We start from the raw sequence: 19,136 nt of genomic DNA, 5'->3' as shown, positions 1-19,136 counted from the left end.
CTAGCGCCGGGCCGGGGCCGCGCCAAGGTCAACCTTGCGTAAACGAAAAAGGGCGCCTGCAAGGGCGCCCGCATCTTCGAACTGTCCCGGCCTCAGGCGGCCTTGACGTATTCGTAATAGGTCTCGTCTTTGACTTTGCCGGTTTCGATCACGCTGAGAGGCTGGGAATAGTAGGCATAGGACTGTTCAAGCAGTTCCAGCGCCCGTGCAGCGGCGTTTTCGGGGGTATTCTTCGGGTCGGACATGATTTCGGGTTCCTTAGGGTCGGATCCCCTCCCTGCCCAGGAACATAAGCTCCAAAGCACACGGTTTCATCCCATGAATGGCGATACCGGCCATGCAAAAAAGGCAAATGTCGCAACGTCACCCGCGGTCCAGCACCTCGACGCTCAGGATGGTCGGCAGGTGTTCGGCAATCTCCTGCCACGTCTCGCCCTCATCGCGACTGACAAAGACCGAGCCGGTGTTGGTGCCAAAATAGACCCCTGTTTGCGCCCGCTGGTCCGTTGCCATCGCCTGCCGCAGGACCGTGAAGAAACACCTCCCTTGCGGCAACCCTTCGCGGCAGGCGGTCCAGGTCTCGCCCCGGTCCGCAGACTTCCACACGGCGGCCGACGCATCGGGCGGATAGCGCCCGATCGAGTCGCCATTGAGCGGCAGCACCCAGATCATGTCGGGGTCATGCGGGTTTACTGCGATTGGGAACCCAAATGTCGAGGGCAGGCCGGCAGTGATGTCATCCCAGCTGCGCCCGCCATCCGAAGACCGCCAGACGCCGTGGTGGTTCTGCTGATAGAGCAGATCACCCGTCCCGTCGGCGCGCACCATGTTATGCACGCAATGCCCGGTCTCACCGTCGCGCGGCGCGGCGGGGTGGTCGTGGTGGCCGCAGGCATCGGCGTTGGACATGCGGTTGCGCCGCTCCCAGCTTTGGCCGCCATCCTCCGAGGCAAACACCCCTGCCGACGAAATCCCCAACCAGACCTTTGCAGGGTCCTGGGGATGGGGAACAATCGTATGCAGGACCAGCCCCGCCGCGCCGGGGCTCCAGTTTTCGCGCCCAGGGAAATTGGCGAACCCGTCATTCAGCGCCCATGTCGCACCGTCATCCTCGGACACCAGCAATACCCCCGGTTTGCCCCCGGCCCAGAGCCGCCCATGCGCGCGGCTCAGGGACCAGACATTTTCGATCTGGCCGGTGAATGGGAAATCCTGCGGCTCCCAGTTGATGATCTTGGCAAATTCCGGGTCACTGGCGGCCCATTCGTCCTGTTGCCCGCCCGAAAGCTTGGTTAACGACCAGCTGTCGCCACCATCCGCTGACCGCCAGACCCCGGCGCCGGGCCATTCGCCGCCGCCCCCTGCCCAAAGCTGCCCCGTCCCGGCGTCTCCGATCACGTGGTTGATCGACCAGCCGTCGCAATGCGGGCCGGTCAGCGACCAGTCCTGGCGCCCCTTGTCCGACGACAACAAGAACGCCCCCTTGGTGGTGCCTACAAGCACCGTAATGTCCGCGCACATGAAAAAGCCTCCCTGAATGACAGGGAGGCTAGCACGGGCCCCTGAGTCGGGACCAATTTATTCAGATCGCTCAGACGTGGCGGTCGACCATCATTTTCTTGATCGACGCAATTGCCTTGGTCGGGTTCAGACCCTTGGGGCAGGTCTTGGCGCAGTTCATGATCGTGTGGCAGCGATAGAGCTTGAACGGATCCTCAAGCGCATCCAGACGTTCGCCCGTGGCCTCGTCCCGGCTGTCGATGATCCAGCGATAGGCATGCAGCAGGGCGGCGGGACCAAGGTAACGGTCGCTGTTCCACCAGTAGCTGGGACAGGATGTCGAGCAGCTGGCGCACATCACGCATTCATAAAGACCGTCCAGTTTCTTGCGGTCCTCGATCGACTGCTTCCACTCTTTCGCGGGGCGGTTGGTCTTGGTTTCCAGCCAAGGCATGATCGACGCATGCTGGGCATAGAAGTGGTTCAGGTCGGGGATCAGGTCCTTGACCACCGGCATGTGTGGCAGCGGATAGATCTTCACGTCGCCCTTGATCTCGTCGAGGCCATAGATACAGGCCAGCGTGTTGATCCCGTCGATGTTCATCGCGCACGACCCGCAAATCCCCTCGCGGCAGGACCGGCGGAAGGTCAGCGTCGGGTCGATCTCGTTCTTGATCTTGATCAGCGCGTCCAGAACCATCGGGCCGCATTTGTCCATGTCGAGGAAATAGGTGTCGACCTGCGGGTTCTTCCCGTCATCGGGGTTCCAGCGATAGATCTGGAACTTGCGGACATTGGTCGCGCCCTCGGGCTTGGGCCATGTCTTGCCGGTCTGGATCTTGGAATTCTTCGGGAGGGTCAGTTCAACCATTTCTCTCTCCTGTCTCGTCAAGCAGAGGCGCATCGGCCCCCGTTGGGATCACGTGGCCCGGCTGGGACGCCGGGTGGATGTCTTCGGCAAACAATGCCGGGTTTTTCTTGATCAGCGCGGCGACCTGACGGCGGGCGGGACGGCCAAGGCCAAGCCCGTTCATCTGCCGCATGAATTCCAGCGCGCCGGGGTTCAGACTTTCATTGCGGCGCCCGGGAACCGGGTCCAGCGTGGCGATCTCGGCCTCGGAAAGGCCTGCAAGCCGCAGTAGCTGTTGGCCGGGCCGGTCCTGCGCAGGCTCATCCTCAAGCCGGAAGAACACCACCCGGTCACGGCCAAGCCGCGCCACAAGGTCCTGTTCCAACTGCTCCCACGTGCCGCAATCCTCGGTCTCGGCAAGGAACTGCGCCTGCGTTCCGGCATAGCTGTCGGACTTGACCGCCTGATTATGCACGCTTTTCTTCCATGCACCCATGTCACGGGTATAGATGACATAGACCGGCTGGACCGGGGCGAGGTGCTTTTCAAACAGCGCGATGATTTTTGGCAGCGCGGGGTAAAGCGTGGTGACACCGGACCGCCCCATCATCGCGCCAACGATGTTTTCATGGCTGATGATGCAGGTGCAATCTGTGGCTGCGACATCTGTGCCGATCTGTTGGATCAGCGCGACCAGCGCGTCTTCGTGCGCCTCGAGGTCGAGGCTGAACAATGCGCAGGTACGACCCAGGTCGCGGGTCACTGTGCCCTTCTGCGGCGTGCGGATCTCAACCCGCCCACGCAAGCGCTCGTGGTTTTGCTGCACGAAATGATGGAACGCGGTCGAGCCGGTTTTCTGGGCGCCGCAATGCACGATCACCCGCCGACCCGAACCGTTATCCATCCGCATTGACACCCGCCAGCGCCCCTTAGAATGTCCGCGCCTTGGGCGCGATCTTCTTCAGGCTGATGCCGCCTTCATCCTCGTTGGTCAGAGGATCGACGATCACCGGACGATAGCTGAGGTCCACCTTGTTGCCCTCGACGCGGGCTACGGTGTGGACACGCCAGTTCTTGTCGTCACGCTCCGAGTAATCCTCGTGTGCATGCGCGCCACGGCTTTCCTTGCGGGCCTCGGCCCCGTGGATCGTCGCCAGCGCGTTCGGCATCAGGTTGCCCAGTTCCAGCGTTTCCATCAGGTCGCTGTTCCAGACAAGGCTGCGATCGGTGACCTTGAGATCATCCATCTTGGCAGCGATCGCAGTCATCTTCTCGACACCCTCTTTCAGGGTCTTGTCGGTGCGGAACACGGCTGCGTCAGACTGCATGGTACGCTGCATTTCAAGCCGCAATTCGGCGGTCGGCACCGCGCCATCGGCGTGGCGGACGGCGTCGAAACGGTCAAATGCCTTGTCGACCGACGCCTGGTTCAGAACCGGGTTCGGCGCTTCGGGATCGACGACCTTGCCAGCACGGATCGCGGCGGCGCGGCCAAAGACCACAAGGTCAATGAGCGAGTTCGAGCCGAGGCGGTTCGCACCGTGGACCGAGGCACAGCCCGCTTCACCCACGGCCATCAGGCCGGGCACAACGGCGGTCGGGTCCTTCTTGGTCGGGTTCAGCACCTCACCCCAGTAGTTCGTCGGGATGCCGCCCATGTTGTAATGCACCGTTGGCAGAACCGGGATCGGCTCTTTGGTCACGTCGACACCGGCGAAGATTTTTGCCGATTCCGAGATGCCGGGCAGACGCTCCGCCAGCGCCTCGGCCGGCAGGTGCGACAGGTTCAGGTGAATATGGTCGCCATGCTCACCCACACCGCGGCCTTCGCGGATTTCCATCGTCATCGAACGCGAGACATAGTCACGCGGCGCGAGGTCCTTGTAGTTGGGCGCATAGCGCTCCATGAACCGCTCGCCTTCGGAGTTGGTCAGATAACCGCCCTCGCCGCGTGCGCCCTCGGTGATCAGGCAGCCCGAGCCGTAGATGCCGGTCGGGTGGAATTGCACGAACTCCATGTCCTGCAGCGGCAGACCCGCGCGGGCCACCATGCCGCCCCCGTCACCGGTGCAGGTATGGGCTGAAGTCGCGCTGAAATAGGCGCGGCCATAGCCGCCCGTCGCCAGCACCACCATCTTGGCATTGAAGACGTGCATCGTGCCATCGTCCAGCTTCCAGCAGACAACGCCCTGACACTGTCCGTCCTCGGACATAACGAGGTCGATGGCAAAGTATTCGATATAGAACTCGGCGTTGTTTTTCAGCGACTGGCCGTAAAGCGTGTGCAGGATTGCGTGGCCGGTCCGGTCGGCGGCGGCGCAGGTGCGCTGCACGGGCGGGCCTTCGCCGAATTCGGTGGTGTGACCGCCAAAGGGACGCTGATAGATCTTGCCCTCTTCGGTGCGCGAGAACGGCACGCCGTAATGTTCCAGCTCGTAAACCGCCTTGGGCGCTTCGCGGGCGAGGTATTCCATCGCATCGGTGTCACCCAGCCAGTCAGAGCCCTTGACCGTGTCATACATATGCCACTGCCAGCTGTCGGGCCCCATGTTGCCCAGCGAGGCCGCGATGCCGCCCTGCGCCGCAACAGTGTGCGAACGGGTCGGGAACACCTTGGTCACGCAGGCGGTGCGCAGCCCCTGTTCGGCCATCCCCAGCGTGGCGCGCAGCCCGGCACCACCGGCCCCGACGACGACCACGTCATAGTCATGTGTTTCGTATTCGTAAGCAGCCATGTCAGTCAGCCTTTCAAAGCGCGATCTTGGCGAGGGCAAACAGGCCCGTCGCAATCAGTCCATAGACAAAGGCGGTCATGAAGATGATCAGCACTTTGCGGGTTGTGCCGTGGAAATAGTCCTCGACGAACATGGCCCAGCCCTTCTGGAAGTGTTTCAGCCCGACAAACAGGGTCAGGCCGGTCAGGATCGCCGGAACGGGTCGGCTGAAGACGGCGATCACCTCTTCATAGGTGCCGCCATAGGCGCCGCCGAAGATGTAAAGGAAGGTCGGCACGATCAGGGCAAGGCCCACCGCGCTGACTTGCATGTACCAGTGATGCTCGGTCCCGGCATGGGCCGAGCCACGCCCTTCGGCACGTTTGCGGTCGGTCAGATAACGCATCTTGGCCTCCGGTCAGATGATGAGGAGTGTGAAGAAAGTCAGAGCGGCGGATCCGATGATAACGGCCCAGCTCAGCTTTTCGGAAGTGTCGACATCCAGTCCCTTGCCGGCGTCATAGTACAGGTGACGCAGACCGGCGAGGTAGTGATACCAGATACCCCAGAGCGACAGGAAGAAGACCAGCTGGCCAAACCAGCTTGTCACGAACGCATCCGCCACGGCGAAGTATTCCGGGCCGGTCGATGCGGCCAGAAGCCACCAGACGACCAGAACCGTGGTCACGATCAAGGCATTTCCGGTGATCCGCGTCAGGATCGACGTGATGGCCTGGATGGGCATTCGGTAGATGGTCAGATGCGGGGAAAGCGGTCTTACAACCTTTTTCGCGTCAGACATGATCATTCCTTTTCAATTCCCTTGCGTTACTTACTAACGCATTTTTCTGCGCTGTCACCTGACCCGAATGGCGACAGACGCGGTTTTTTGGCGCAATTCGGCAGATTTTTGCAGTTTATGCGGCGCGAGCGGTCATTTTGTGATCACACATATATTTGCGTGATCACATATCTGCACAATCCGTCGACTCATCTGTCTGCAAACAAGCCCGGCCATCGGATAACTGCGCCAAACCGCGACTCACTCGCTGTTATCGCCACCAACACAGCAGTTTGCGGTAACATCTCTCAAGGCCAAATCTGTGATCACAGGCTGCGATTTCGGTGGCAGACCGGCTGACGTCCGTACTCAGAGCGGCATCAACGCCCAGTAGTCGAGGTCCAGCAGCACGTCCGGCAGGTATTTGCCGTCGTCCCCTTTCAGCTCAAACGGCGCGCCGCCCTTGGTGGCAACCAGCCGCAGACGGATCGCGCCAACCCCCGGGGTCGATGTCGGCGCCTTGTCCAGAACTTCGGACCATGCCTTGACCGTCAGACCAGAGAAGGCCGGGTTCGCATGAGCGCCACCGTTGAGACCGACGATCATCTGGGCATTGGCCAGCCCATTGAACGACAGGGCGCGCGCGAGCGAGATGATGTGACCACCATAGATCAGGCGCTGGCCATCAGGACGGAACGTCGCGTCGAAATGCACCTTGGCCGTGTTTTGCCAAAGCCGCGTCGCCATCATGTGTTCGGCTTCTTCCAGCGTGACGCCATCGACATGGTCGATGGTCTCACCCACCTCATAGTCGCCCCAGCGATGGGGTTCCCCGGCCAGGGTGAAATTATAGTTGGAGAAATCCAGCCCCTCGGGGATCACGAGATCGGAAGGGTCGATAACCTTGGAAAGCTCGGGCACCACAGTTTCGGGCGCTGGTGCGTCCACGTTGCGTTTACGCACCATGACCCAGCGGACATAGTCCATCACGACCTCGTCGTGCTGGTTCGTGCCACGGGTGCGCACCCAGACCACGCCGGTCTTGCCGTTCGAGTTCTGCTTGAGCCCGATCACCTCGGACGAAGACCGCAGCGTGTCCCCGGCATAGACCGGCTTCAGCCAGCGCCCCTCGGCATAACCAAGGTTGGCCACCGCGTTCAGCGACACGTCCGGCACGGTCTTGCCAAAGACCACGTGGAACGCCGCCAGGTCATCCAGCGGCGATCCCGGAAGACCGCAATTCCGGGCAAATTCATCCGAGGAATAAAGCGCGTGGCGGGCCGGATAGAGCGCGTGATAAAGCGCTCGCTCGCCCTGCCCCACGGTACGCGGAACAGCGTGGTCGATCACCTGCCCCAGCGAATAATCCTCGAAAAACCGGCCCGGATTGGTCTTTGCCATTTATTGCGCTCCTAGCTTTATGTCGGGGGAATAGGTGCCCTCGACCTCTTTCGTGACCGCCTGACCACAGCGCATGACGCCGGCCGCATGGTCCCAGGTCTGGGTTGGAGAGCCGTGAAGCTCCCACCCTTTGTTCAGCGCCTCGGTCACCTTGTGACAGAAGGCGGATGTGTCTTCTTCCGAGAGGAAACGATAAAGCTTCATCACATCGCTCCGGGGAACGGCCACGGGCCAAGCCAGCCGTGGATATAGCCGATGATCGCCATCAGGATCAGCGACGCGACAAGGAACATCGCATCCTTGGCATAGGTTCCGGTCTGGGTCGGCTGCCAGTCGCCTTCGGCCTTGTTGATCATCACGACCTCAGCCGCCGCCCAGATGAACAGCCCGCCAAACAGGATGACCGAAGCCAGATCGCCGTTCACCAGAAGGTGCGCAAAGGCCCAGGCGCGGAACCCGGCCAGCTGCGGGTGGCGCATCTTGTTGAAGATCTTGCCCTTGCGCGGCGCCGGGCTCATCAGGAAGATCGCGACCAGCACCAAAAGGTTGTTCAGATGCAGCGTCCAAGCTGGCGGATACCACAGATCCACCACAGGCGCCGCGCGATAGCCCAGCACCATCAACACGACCGACGCCGCCAGCGCCAGGGCAACGACGCCCTTGCCTTTTTCGCCCATATTCTTGCGCGCATCCGGCGCGATACGCTTGAACATATGCGCAGCCGCCCAAAGCGCCACGCCCAGTACCAACCAGATCATCATTCTCTCCCCTGTTGATCCATGGGGACAGGTTTAGGCGGTCAGGGCCGCGATTGCATCTGCTTTCGCAAGGATTTCGCGTGCCGTCGCGACATGCAGGTTTTCGACGATCTTGCCATCGACCACGGCAACGCCCTGCCCTGCGGCCTCGGTTTCTTCAAACGCCGCAATCTGGCGGCGAGCCAGGTCGATCTCGGCTTCGCTGGGCGCGAAGGCGGTGTTTGCGACCTCGATCTGGGCCGGGTGGATGATGGTTTTGCCGTCAAAGCCCATGTCGCGGCCCTGATCGCATTCGGCGCGGTGGCCCTCGTCATCCTTGAAGGCGTTATAGACGCCATCGACGATAATCACACCCTCGGCCTTGGCCGCCAGCACACACAGGCCCAACCCGGCCATCATCGGCAGGCGGTCGGGGCGATAGCGGGTCTGGAGTTCCTTGGCCAGGTCATTGGTGCCCATCACCATGCCCTGCAATTGCGGATGCGCCGCAATCGCGGCTGCATTTAACATGCCGCGAGGCGTTTCCATCATCGCCCAGATCGGTTTGTCGCCGACCAAAGCGGCCAGCGCGTCAATCTGCTCGGGCCCATCGACCTTGGGCAGAAGGACCGCGTCGCAATCCATCTCGGCGGCGGCGCGGGCATCTGCCTCGCCCCATTTGGTGTCCAGCCCGTTGATCCGCACGATCCGCACCCGGTCACCGTAACCGCCCGCCGCAAGCGCCGCTTTCAGCGTGTCGCGAGCGTTGTCCTTTTCCTCGACCGTCACCGCGTCTTCGAGATCGAAGATGATCGCGTCAACAGGAAGGGTCCGGGCCTTGTCCAGCGCCCGGTCCTTGGAACCGGGGATATAGAGAACCGAACGATAGGGGCGTGCGCGCTGATCCATTTCATCACCTCGTAATAATGTTGCGCGAACATGGCCCAAATTCTCAGAAAACTTCAAGGGTAATTCCGCCGCAATGCAGCAATTTCCCCACGTCCAATCCCCCAAGCGCAAGCTGCGCTCGGTTGATTAACCCGGATTTACGCCTTGTCCGCCCATGATTTCGGCAGGTGATCGCCCCCATTGCGGCGAGCAGAAACAGAAAGGGACAGGTATGAAAGACGTGATTCTCAAGATGACGATGGGGCTGGGACTGATGGCGATGGGTGCGGATTTGGCCCACGCACAGGGCAACAACTGTGCCCCGCGCGACGTGGTGCTGGAACGTCTGACCGGAGATTTCGGCGAGACGCGCCGCTCGGTCGGGCTGGGCAACAACAACGTGGTGGTCGAAGTTTTTGCGTCAGAGGAAACCGGCAGCTGGTCGATCACCGTCACCCTGCCCGATGGCCGTACCTGCCTTGTCGCCGCAGGAGAAAGCTATCAGGAACTGGCTGAAGCGCTGCCCAAACCCGGCAAACTGGCCTGAACGGGTCGGCCCGGATCAGGTCAGCGCGTCAAAGATCAACTTGCCACCGGTGATCAGCAACAACACGTAGGTCAGCGCGAAGAACGCCTTTTCCGATACCATGTGATGCGCCTTGACCCCGATCCACGCCCCGATCAGCGCAAATGGCGCCAGGTACAGATCCATCGTGAAAGTCTGCACGGTAAAGACGCCGAGAAACGCGTAAGGCACGAACTTGGCGATGTTGATGACCCAGAAAATCAGCACCGTGCTGGCCTGATAAGGTGTCTTGCCGATGTCACGGGACAACAGGTAGACCGCCGCCGGCGGCCCGCCCGCATGGCTGATGAAGGAGGTGAAACCCGCCACAAGCCCGGCGACAAATCCCGCACTTTCCGGTAGCGGCTTCACCGGCCCTTTGCGGCCGGGCCAACGGTGCCAGACCACAAACCCGATCGCCACCACCCCGATGAGGAAGCGCAACAGATCGTCATTGGCCACTGTGAACAGCGCCGCCCCCAGCGCCACACCGGGAATTCCCCCAAGGATCAGCACCTTGGATTCCGGCCAGGCCCATTTCTTCCAATAGGGTTTCAGGTTCGCCACATCCATCAGCATCAGCAAGGGCAGCATGATCCCAAGCGCCTGCGTCGGTGGAATCACCAGCGCGAGAATCGTCGATGACGCAAAGGCCGCGCCGGACCCGAAACCGCCCTTCGAGATACCTGCGAAGGTGACCGCGATGGCGGCAATGATGAAAAGTCCGGTATCCAAAACCCGCGCGTCCCCTGCCCGAAAATTCCCGCGTGGGCGACCATTTACCAAATCGCATGTTAGCGCAAGCATCTTGCCGCGCCGCTGCGCCGCAGCGCAAAAAACTTGCGTCGCGGCCCGTTAAGCACTAGGCATCCGGCCAAATTCAACCGGACCGGAGATACTCCAAATGGCCAGACCCAAGATTGCCCTCATCGGGGCAGGCAACATCGGCGGCACGCTCGCCCACCTCGCAGCCCTGAAAGAACTGGGCGATATCGTCCTCTTCGACATTGCGGACGGCCTGCCGCAGGGCAAGGCGCTGGACATCGCCGAATCTGGCCCGGTCGAAAAGATCGACGCCGCGCTTTCGGGCACCAGCGACTATTCCGACATCGCCGGCGCAGATGTCTGCATCGTGACGGCTGGTGTCGCCCGTAAACCGGGGATGAGCCGCGACGACCTTCTGGGCATCAACTTGAAAGTCATGAAGTCGGTGGGTGAAGGCATCCGCGACCACGCGCCGGACGCTTTCGTGATCTGCATCACCAACCCGCTGGACGCGATGGTCTGGGCGCTGCAGAAGTTCTCGGGCCTGCCGACCAACAAGGTCTGCGGCATGGCCGGCGTGCTGGACTCGGCCCGCTTCCGTCACTTCCTGGCCGAGGAATTCAACGTCTCGATGCGCGACGTGACCGCATTCGTTCTGGGCGGCCACGGCGACACGATGGTGCCGTCGGTGCGTTATTCGACCGTTGCCGGTATCCCGCTGCCCGACTTGATCGAGATGGGCTGGACCACGCAAGAGAAACTGGACGCCATGGTTCAGCGTACCCGTGACGGTGGTGCCGAAATCGTCGGCCTTCTGAAAACCGGTTCGGCCTTCTATGCGCCCGCAGCCTCGGCCATCGAGATGGCAGAAGCCTATCTGAAAGACCAGAAGCGCGTCCTGCCCTGCGCCGCCTATTGCGATGGCGACCTGGGCGTGAAGGACATGTATGTCGGCGTGCCGACCGTGATCGGTGCCGGCGGCGTCGAGAAAGTCGTCAACATCAAGCTCAACAAGGAAGAGCAATCGATGTTCGACACTTCGGTCAAGGCTGTTCAAGGCCTGGTCGACGCGTGCAAGGCGATCGACTCGTCGCTGACCTGAGACTGACATGACCGGGAGCCGCGGCTATATCTTCGCCACCAGCGGTCCCGGCTATACCGAAATTGCCCATGATGCGGCGCGCAGTTTGCGCGCCGTTTCGCCTTCTGCCCAGATCGACATCTTCACCGATTGTCCGGTTGAGCCCGGCGTTTTCGATCAGGTGCATGACTTGCAGAAAAGCTGGTTTCGCCCAAAGTTCGAGGCCCTGGCCCGTACGCGTTTTGACCGCACGATCTATCTTGATGCCGATATCCGCGTGGTCGGGGATATCAGCGACGTATTCGATGTGCTGGACCGGTTCGACGTGATGGCCTGCCATGACCAGTATCGCAATCCCAGCGGTGGTCATGCCATCGAACCCGATCCGCTGATAAACGCGTTCCCCCATGTCAACAGCGGCGTTCTCGCCTGCCATGGAACTCGCCAAATCCGCGACTTCTTCACCGATGTTGCCGAAACACTTGCCGCGACCGGCGCCGGGCTGGACCAGCCCATCCTGCGGCGCAAGCTTTATGACAGCGACCTGCGCCTCGGGATCCTGCCGCCGGAATACAACATGATGGCGTGTCGCCAGTTCGAAGCCTGGGAACACAATCAGGCCGCGCCGCGCGTCATTCACAGCCCCGAGTTTCACCGCCACCTGTCGCGCGGTCACGCACAAAAGACGTCTCTGGACCATGCGATCGGCCCCGTGGCCCGCGCCCATCTTGACCGGCTGATCGCGGCGGACAAGGCGCTGTCACCTGGCACAACGGCGACCCCCGGCCGCCTGATTGACCGGGGATTCACCGGCAGGGTGCGCTATGGCTATGCTTGGATCATGCGACAGATGGCTTGGCGCTTGCGTTGGGGCAATCGGAGATAGCCCTTTATTTCAGGCGCTTTCCGCGCAGGTCAGCCAGGCGATTCTGCGCCGGGAAACCTGATAACGATAACGGTATCCGCTTTGTGATCACTTAATTTCAACGTGTGATCACAAATGTCGCTTTTTCGGCGGTTTCCCGCACGCGCGACAAAAAAACGCTTAGTTCCGGCAACGTAATGTGCCAAACCGCCCGGCAATCGCAGCAACGATGGGACGGTTCCATGAACATCCATGAATACCAGGCGAAGCAACTTCTTCGCAGCTATGGCGCCCCGGTTTCCGAAGGACGTGTTGTCCTGAAGGCCGAAGACGCCAAGACCGCAGCCGGTGAACTTGACGGCCCGCTCTGGGTCGTGAAGGCACAGATCCATGCGGGCGGCCGCGGCAAGGGCCACTTCAAGGAAGCTGACGCAGGCGAAAAAGGCGGTGTGCGCCTTGCCAAGTCGGTGGAAGAAGCCGCCGAAGAAGCCAAGAAGATGCTGGGCCGCACCCTTGTGACCCATCAGACCGGCCCGGCAGGGAAACAGGTCAACCGCATCTATATCGAAGACGGCTCGGACATCGCGCGCGAACTCTATCTTGCGTTCCTCGTTGACCGCCAGACCAGCCGCATCTCGATCGTGGCGTCGACCGAAGGCGGCATGGACATCGAAGAGGTCGCCGCGTCGACCCCGGAAAAAATCCTGTCGTTCTCGATCGACCCGGCAACCGGCTACATGCCTTATCACGGCCGCCGCGTCGCCTTTGCGCTGGAACTGGAAGGCGCGCAGGTCAAGCAATGCGTCAAGCTTCTGGGTCAGCTCTACCAGGCCTTCGTCGAGAAGGACATGGAGATGCTTGAGATCAACCCGCTGATCGTCATGGAAGACGGCAACCTGAAACTTCTGGACGCCAAGCTGGGCTTTGACGGCAACGCGGTCTATCGCCATCAGGACGTCGCCGCTCTGCGCGACGAAACCGAGGAAGACCCCAAGGAACTGGCCGCATCCAAGTATGACCTGAACTACATCGCTCTGGACGGTGAAATCGGCTGCATGGTGAACGGCGCGGGCCTTGCCATGGCGACGATGGACATCATCAAGCTTTATGGTGCCGAGCCTGCCAACTTCCTCGACGTTGGTGGCGGCGCCACCAAGGAGAAAGTGACCGAAGCGTTCAAGATCATCACCTCGGACCCGAACGTCAAAGGCATCCTGGTGAACATCTTCGGCGGCATCATGCGCTGCGACGTGATCGCGGAAGGCGTTGTCGCCGCGGTGAAAGAGGTCGGCCTGCAGGTTCCGCTGGTCGTGCGTCTGGAAGGCACCAATGTCGAGAAGGGCAAAGAGATCATCAACACCTCTGGCCTGAACGTGATCGCCGCCGACAACCTGTCGGATGGTGCAGAAAAAATCGTGAAAGCGGTGAAAGGGTAAGACTGATGGCAATTCTTGTTGATGAAAACACCAAGGTGATCTGTCAGGGCTTCACCGGCTCGCAAGGCACCTTTCACTCGGAACAGGCCATCGCCTATGGCACCAAGATGGTCGGCGGCGTGACCCCCGGCAAGGGCGGCATGGAGCATCTGGGCCTGCCTGTCTTTGACTCGGTCCACGAAGCCAAGGCCAAGACCGAAGCCAACGCCTCGGTGATTTATGTGCCCCCGCCGTTTGCGGCGGACTCGATCCTCGAAGCGATCGACGCCGAGATGGAACTGATCGTGTGTATCACCGAAGGCATCCCGGTACTGGACATGATGAAGGTGAAACGCGCGCTGGAAGGCTCGGCAAGCCGCCTGATCGGTCCGAACTGCCCCGGCATCATCACCCCGGACGCCTGCAAGATCGGCATCATGCCCGGCCACATCCATAAACGCGGCTCGGTTGGTGTTGTCTCGCGCTCGGGCACGCTTACCTATGAAGCCGTGAAACAAACTGCGGATATCGGCCTTGGCCAATCGACGGCTGTTGGCATCGGTGGCGACCCGATCAAGGGCACCGAGCATATCGACGTCTTGGACATGTTCCTTTCGGATGACGAGACCCAGTCGATCATCATGATCGGTGAGATCGGTGGTTCGGCGGAAGAAGAAGCCGCTGAATTCCTGGCGAACGAGCGCAAGAAGGGCCGCTGGAAGCCGACCGCTGGCTTTATCGCGGGCCGCACAGCGCCTCCGGGCCGCCGCATGGGTCACGCAGGCGCGATTGTTGCCGGTGGCAAAGGTGGCGCCGAAGACAAGATCGCCGCGATGAAAGAAGCCGGCATCGTCGTCGCCGACAGCCCCGCCACGCTGGGCGAAGCGGTCCAGAAAGCGATTGAGCTGGGCTGATGAAACTGAACCGACCCGTCACAGGCGCTGAGGGCAGCGCCGGACCCGAGGGGGGGCGTGAAGCGCCCGCCCTGGGGGGCGGGTCGGGCGCTGCCCGGCGTTGCCGCCGGGCGGTGATCAAAACCAATTGCTGCCCTCTCAATTCTGACGACAACGGTTGACCTGAATTTTTCGGGATCGGGAGTCCGCCATGACCGACCAAAGCCCCAACGACATCTTCCACGCCTCGTCCTTCATGCAGGGCCACAACGCGGAATACCTCGAACAGATGTATGCCCGCTATGCTGCCGACCCGGGTGCGGTCGATGCGGCGTGGCAGGAGTTCTTCCGCCAGCTTGGTGATGCCGAGCTTGACGTGAAGGCCGAGGCCACCGGCCCCAGTTGGCTGCGCAATGACTGGCCGCCGCAACCCGCCGATGACTGGACCAGCGCCCTGACAGGCGAATGGCCCGCCCCGCCCGAAGAGGCAAAAGGCGCAGCCGACAAGATCAAGGCGAAAGCCGCCGACAAGGGTGTCGAAGTGTCGGACGCGCAGATCCGTACCGCGGTTCTGGACTCGATCCGCGCGCTGATGATCATCCGCGCCTACCGGATCCGGGGCCACCTGATCGCCGACCTCGACCCCCTGGACATGCGCGACAAGACCCCGCATCCCGAGCTGGACCCGGCGTCTTACGGGTTCTCGGGCGCGGACATGGACCGGCCGATCTTTATCGACAAGGTGCTGGGGCTGGAAATCGCCACGATGCGCCAGATCATGGACATCGTGAAGCGCACCTATTGCGGCACGTTTGCGCTGCAATACATGCATATTTCCGATCCCGAGCAGGCTGGCTGGCTGAAAGAGCGGATCGAGGGCTATGGCAAGGAAATCGCCTTCACCCGCGAGGGCCGCAAGGCGATCCTGAACAAGCTGGTCGAGGCCGAAGGTTTCGAGAAGTTCCTGCATGTGAAATACATGGGCACCAAACGGTTCGGCCTTGACGGTGGCGAAGCGCTGATCCCGGCGATGGAACAGATCATCAAGCGCGGCGGCGCGCTGGGTCTGAAGGAAATCGTCATCGGCATGCCCCACCGGGGCCGCCTTTCGGTTCTGGCCAACGTGATGGCAAAACCCTATCGCGCGATCTTCAACGAATTCCAGGGCGGCAGCTTCAAACCCGAGGATGTCGACGGCTCGGGCGACGTGAAATACCACCTCGGCGCCTCGTCCGACCGCGAGTTTGACGGCAACACCGTCCACCTGTCGCTGACGGCGAACCCTTCGCACCTTGAGGCGGTGAACCCGGTGGTGCTGGGCAAGGTGCGCGCCAAGCAGGACCAGTTGGGCGACAAGGAACGCACCGCCGTTCTGCCGATCCTTCTGCACGGCGACGCGGCCTTTGCCGGTCAGGGTGTCGTGGCCGAGTGTTTTGCACTTTCCGGCCTGCGCGGTCACCGCACCGGCGGCACGATCCACATCGTGGTGAACAACCAGATCGGCTTTACCACCGCGCCGCACTTCTCGCGCTCGTCGCCCTACCCGACCGATAACGCGCTGGTGGTCGAGGCCCCGATCTTCCACGTCAATGGTGACGACCCGGAAGCGGTTGTCCATGCCGCCAAGGTCGCCACCGAGTTCCGCCAGAAATTCGGCAAGGACGTGGTGATCGATATGTTCTGCTATCGCCGCTTTGGTCACAACGAGGGTGATGAACCGATGTTCACCAACCCGATCATGTACAAGCGGATTAAGAAACACAAAACCACGCTGACGCTCTACACGGAGCGCCTCGTCAAGGACGGGCTGATCCCCGAAGGCGAGATCGAGGACATGAAGGCCGCGTTCCAGGCCCACCTAAACGAAGAGTTCGAGGCCGGCAAGGAATACAAGCCCAACAAGGCCGACTGGCTGGATGGTCGCTGGAAGCACCTCGACAAGGAAGATGGCGAATACCAGCGCGGCCAGACTGCGATCAAGGAAGAGACCCTGCAAGAGGTCGGTAAATCCCTGTCGTCGGTCCCCGAGGGCTACCCGATCCACAAGACGGTTGCGCGGCTTCTGGAAAGCAAGGCCGAGATGTTCAAGTCCGGTCAGGGGTTTGACTGGGCCACCGCCGAAGCCCTGGCTTTCGGCAGCCTTCTGACCGAAGGCTACCCGGTCCGCCTGTCCGGGCAGGACGCCACGCGCGGCACCTTCTCGCAGCGCCATTCCGGGATCGTGAACCAGGACACGGAAGAGCGGTACTATCCGCTGAACCACATCCGCAATGGTCAGGCCCAGTACGAGGTGATCGACTCGGCGCTGTCGGAATACGCGGTGTCCGGCTTTGAATACGGCTATTCGCTGGCGGAACCCAACGCGCTGACCCTGTGGGAAGCGCAGTTCGGTGACTTTGCCAACGGCGCGCAGATCATGTTCGACCAGTTCATCAGTTCCGGTGAATCGAAATGGCTGCGGATGTCCGGCCTTGTCTGCCTGCTGCCGCACGGGTTCGAGGGCCAGGGCCCGGAACACTCGTCGGCACGGCTGGAACGGTTCCTGCAGATGTGCGGCGGTGACAACTGGATCGTGGCAAACTGCACGACCCCGGCAAACTATTTCCACATCCTGCGGCGCCAGATCCACCGTTCGTTCCGCAAACCGCTGATCCTGATGACGCCGAAATCGCTTCTGCGGCACAAGCTGTGCATCTCGAATGCAGAAGATTTCACCACCGGGTCGAGCTTCCACAGGGTTCTGTGGGACGACGCCCAGAAGGGTCACTCGGAAACCAAGCTCAAGGCGGATGACAAGATCAAGCGCGTCGTCATGTGTTCCGGCAAGGTCTATTTCGACCTGCTGGAAGAGCGCGACAAGCGCGGGATCGACGACATCTACCTGCTGCGGTTCGAACAGTTCTATCCCTTCCCGGCGCTTGCGGCGGTGAAGGAACTGGAACGGTTCAAAAACGCCGAGATGGTCTGGTGCCAGGAAGAGCCCAAGAACCAGGGGGCCTGGACCTTCATCGAACCCAATATCGAATGGGTGCTGCAGCGCATTGGCGCCAAGCATACCCGCCCTGTCTATGCCGGTCGTCCGGCTTCGGCGTCGCCGGCCACGGGTCTGGCAAGCCAACACAAAGCTCAACAAGAGGCGCTGGTCGATGCCGCGCTGACCATGGAAGGAAAATAAGCGATGACGACCGAAGTTCGCGTCCCCACCCTTGGCGAATCCGTCACCGAAGCGACCGTGGCCACATGGTTCAAGAAGCCCGGCGATGCCGTCGCGGTGGATGAAATGCTGTGCGAGTTGGAAACCGACAAGGTGACCGTGGAAGTGCCCGCGCCCGCCGCTGGCGTCATGGGATCCATCGTTGCCGCCGAAGGTGAAACGGTTGGTGTCGACGCGCTGCTTGCCACCATTGAGGCCGGCGAAGGCGCCGCCCCTGCCCCCGCCGCATCCGAGGCCAAACCCGCTGCGGCCCCCGCCGCGTCGGGTGACGACAGCGTTGATGTGATGGTGCCCACCCTTGGCGAAAGCGTCACCGAAGCCACCGTCTCGACCTGGTTCAAGGCCGTTGGCGACAGCGTCTCGCAGGACGAGATGCTGTGCGAGCTGGAAACCGACAAAGTCTCGGTCGAGGTGCCTGCGCCCGCATCCGGCGTGCTGGCCGAAATCACCGCGCCGGAAGGCACCACGGTGGATGCCAGCGCCAAGCTTGCCGTGATCTCGGCATCGGGTGCGGTTGCTGCCGCCCCCGCCGCTGCCGCCGCAGCACCTGCTGCCGCGACCACGGGCAAAGACGTGGAAAACGCACCCTCGGCCAACAAGCTGATGGCGGAAAAGGGCATCGACCCGGCTTCGGTACAGGGATCGGGCCGTGACGGGCGCGTCATGAAGGAAGACGTGCTGAAAGCCGCGATTGCCCCGGCCCAGCCCGCCGCCGCCGCGCCTGCCCCGGCTGCCGCACCCCGCGCGCCTGTCGCCGCCGAGGATGCCGCGCGTGAGGAGCGGGTCAAGATGACCCGCCTGCGCCAGACCATCGCCAAGCGCCTGAAGGACGCCCAGAACACCGCCGCGATCCTGACCACCTACAACGAGGTGGACATGACCGAGGTCATGGCGATCCGCAACCAGTACAAGGACCAGTTCGAGAAGAAGCACGGCGTCCGCATGGGCTTCATGTCCTTCTTCACCAAGGCCTGCTGCCATGCGCTGAAAGAGGTGCCCGAGGTCAACGCCGAGATCGACGGGAACGAGATCGTCTACAAGAACTTCGTCCACATGGGCGTCGCGGCTGGCACGCCGCAGGGTCTTGTGGTGCCGGTCATCCGCGATGCCGACAAGATGTCCTTTGCCGAGATCGAGAAAGCGATTGGCGAAAAAGGCCGCCGTGCCCGCGATGGCAAACTGTCGATGGCGGAAATGCAGGGCGGCACCTTCACCATCTCGAACGGTGGCGTCTATGGCTCACTGATGTCCTCGCCGATCCTGAACCCGCCGCAATCGGGTATCCTCGGCATGCACAAGATCCAGGAACGTCCCATGGTCATCAACGGCGAGATCAAGATTCGCCCGATGATGTACCTGGCGCTGTCCTATGACCACCGCATCGTCGACGGCAAAGGCGCCGTGACCTTCCTTGTCCGCGTCAAGGAAGCACTGGAAGACCCGCGCCGGTTGCTGATGGATCTGTAA

19 protein-coding genes are annotated in these 19,136 nt (G+C 61.7%); 7 read left to right on the top strand and 12 right to left on the bottom strand.

Annotation, left to right across the window (positions count from 1 at the left end; genetic code table 11):
* Positions 1–92 precede the first annotated feature (92 nt).
* The 11 genes from JQ863_RS06725 to JQ863_RS06675 form a co-directional block, all read right to left on the bottom strand.
* Entirely contained in the window at positions 93–245 is a 153-nt protein-coding gene (locus JQ863_RS06725) for a hypothetical protein (RefSeq protein WP_204113531.1), read from the bottom strand.
* Positions 246–363: 118 nt separating this feature from the next.
* The gene (locus tag JQ863_RS06720) at positions 364–1,521 is read right to left on the bottom strand and encodes a WD40/YVTN/BNR-like repeat-containing protein (RefSeq protein ID WP_204113530.1); all 1,158 of its coding nucleotides are present in this window, start codon (positions 1,519–1,521) and stop codon (positions 364–366) included.
* Between the two features lie 70 nt (positions 1,522–1,591).
* Complete coding sequence (locus JQ863_RS06715; protein ID WP_204113529.1) at positions 1,592–2,371, bottom strand: succinate dehydrogenase iron-sulfur subunit; 780 nt, start codon at positions 2,369–2,371, stop codon at positions 1,592–1,594.
* Complete coding sequence (locus tag JQ863_RS06710; RefSeq protein WP_204113528.1) at positions 2,364–3,260, bottom strand: hypothetical protein; 897 nt, start codon at positions 3,258–3,260, stop codon at positions 2,364–2,366. Before JQ863_RS06710 ends, JQ863_RS06715 begins: the two co-directional genes overlap by 8 nt.
* A gap of 19 nt (positions 3,261–3,279) precedes the next feature.
* Positions 3,280–5,085, bottom strand: a complete 1,806-nt coding sequence (gene sdhA / locus JQ863_RS06705) for a succinate dehydrogenase flavoprotein subunit (RefSeq protein WP_204113527.1) — start codon at positions 5,083–5,085, stop codon at positions 3,280–3,282.
* A gap of 13 nt (positions 5,086–5,098) precedes the next feature.
* Entirely contained in the window at positions 5,099–5,470 is a 372-nt protein-coding gene (sdhD, locus tag JQ863_RS06700; RefSeq protein ID WP_204113526.1) for a succinate dehydrogenase, hydrophobic membrane anchor protein, read from the bottom strand.
* A 12-nt stretch (positions 5,471–5,482) separates the two neighbouring features.
* Complete coding sequence (gene sdhC, locus JQ863_RS06695) at positions 5,483–5,866, bottom strand: succinate dehydrogenase, cytochrome b556 subunit (RefSeq protein ID WP_204113525.1); 384 nt, start codon at positions 5,864–5,866, stop codon at positions 5,483–5,485.
* 348 nt (positions 5,867–6,214) lie between these two features.
* Positions 6,215–7,246, bottom strand: a complete 1,032-nt coding sequence (locus JQ863_RS06690; protein WP_204113524.1) for a MaoC family dehydratase — start codon at positions 7,244–7,246, stop codon at positions 6,215–6,217.
* Positions 7,247–7,450: a DUF1737 domain-containing protein gene (locus JQ863_RS06685; RefSeq protein WP_204113523.1), complete on the bottom strand. Its 204-nt coding sequence runs from the start codon at positions 7,448–7,450 to the stop codon at positions 7,247–7,249.
* The gene (locus tag JQ863_RS06680) at positions 7,450–8,004 is read right to left on the bottom strand and encodes an NnrU family protein (protein WP_204115079.1); all 555 of its coding nucleotides are present in this window, start codon (positions 8,002–8,004) and stop codon (positions 7,450–7,452) included. The genes JQ863_RS06685 and JQ863_RS06680 overlap by 1 nt, the downstream gene beginning before the upstream one ends.
* 33 nt (positions 8,005–8,037) lie before the next feature.
* Positions 8,038–8,892, bottom strand: a complete 855-nt coding sequence (locus tag JQ863_RS06675) for an HpcH/HpaI aldolase/citrate lyase family protein (RefSeq protein ID WP_204113522.1) — start codon at positions 8,890–8,892, stop codon at positions 8,038–8,040.
* Positions 8,893–9,103: 211 nt separating this feature from the next.
* On the opposite strand from JQ863_RS06675, the gene JQ863_RS06670 reads away from it, so the two are divergent.
* A complete protein-coding gene (locus JQ863_RS06670) occupies positions 9,104–9,418 on the top strand; it encodes a hypothetical protein (RefSeq protein ID WP_204113521.1) in 315 nt (104 codons plus the stop codon).
* Positions 9,419–9,433: 15 nt separating this feature from the next.
* On the opposite strand, the gene JQ863_RS06665 is transcribed toward JQ863_RS06670, so the two are convergent.
* Positions 9,434–10,171, bottom strand: coding sequence for a sulfite exporter TauE/SafE family protein (locus tag JQ863_RS06665; RefSeq protein ID WP_239113224.1), 738 nt, complete (start codon positions 10,169–10,171; stop codon positions 9,434–9,436).
* Between the two features lie 169 nt (positions 10,172–10,340).
* Between JQ863_RS06665 and mdh the strand changes: the two genes are divergently transcribed.
* The 6 genes from mdh to odhB all read left to right on the top strand — a co-directional run bounded on the left by mdh (position 10,341) and on the right by odhB (position 19,136).
* Positions 10,341–11,303 (top strand): malate dehydrogenase, encoded by a 963-nt coding sequence (mdh, locus tag JQ863_RS06660; RefSeq protein WP_204113519.1) that lies wholly within the window; start codon positions 10,341–10,343, stop codon positions 11,301–11,303.
* Between the two features lie 7 nt (positions 11,304–11,310).
* Complete coding sequence (locus JQ863_RS06655; protein ID WP_204113518.1) at positions 11,311–12,168, top strand: glycosyltransferase; 858 nt, start codon at positions 11,311–11,313, stop codon at positions 12,166–12,168.
* 221 nt (positions 12,169–12,389) lie between these two features.
* Positions 12,390–13,583, top strand: coding sequence for an ADP-forming succinate--CoA ligase subunit beta (sucC, locus tag JQ863_RS06650; RefSeq protein ID WP_204113517.1), 1,194 nt, complete (start codon positions 12,390–12,392; stop codon positions 13,581–13,583).
* A 5-nt stretch (positions 13,584–13,588) separates the two neighbouring features.
* Complete coding sequence (gene sucD, locus JQ863_RS06645) at positions 13,589–14,476, top strand: succinate--CoA ligase subunit alpha (RefSeq protein ID WP_204113516.1); 888 nt, start codon at positions 13,589–13,591, stop codon at positions 14,474–14,476.
* 190 nt (positions 14,477–14,666) lie between these two features.
* Entirely contained in the window at positions 14,667–17,630 is a 2,964-nt protein-coding gene (locus tag JQ863_RS06640) for a 2-oxoglutarate dehydrogenase E1 component (protein ID WP_204113515.1), read from the top strand.
* A gap of 3 nt (positions 17,631–17,633) precedes the next feature.
* On the top strand, positions 17,634–19,136 hold the full coding sequence (odhB, locus tag JQ863_RS06635) for a 2-oxoglutarate dehydrogenase complex dihydrolipoyllysine-residue succinyltransferase (protein ID WP_204113514.1): 1,503 nt from the start codon (positions 17,634–17,636) through the stop codon (positions 19,134–19,136).

The sequence above is a fragment of the Shimia biformata genome, assembly GCF_016888515.1.
Taxonomy (GTDB): domain Bacteria; phylum Pseudomonadota; class Alphaproteobacteria; order Rhodobacterales; family Rhodobacteraceae; genus Shimia_A; species Shimia_A biformata.
This window is presented reverse-complemented; position numbering and strand designations above follow the sequence as displayed.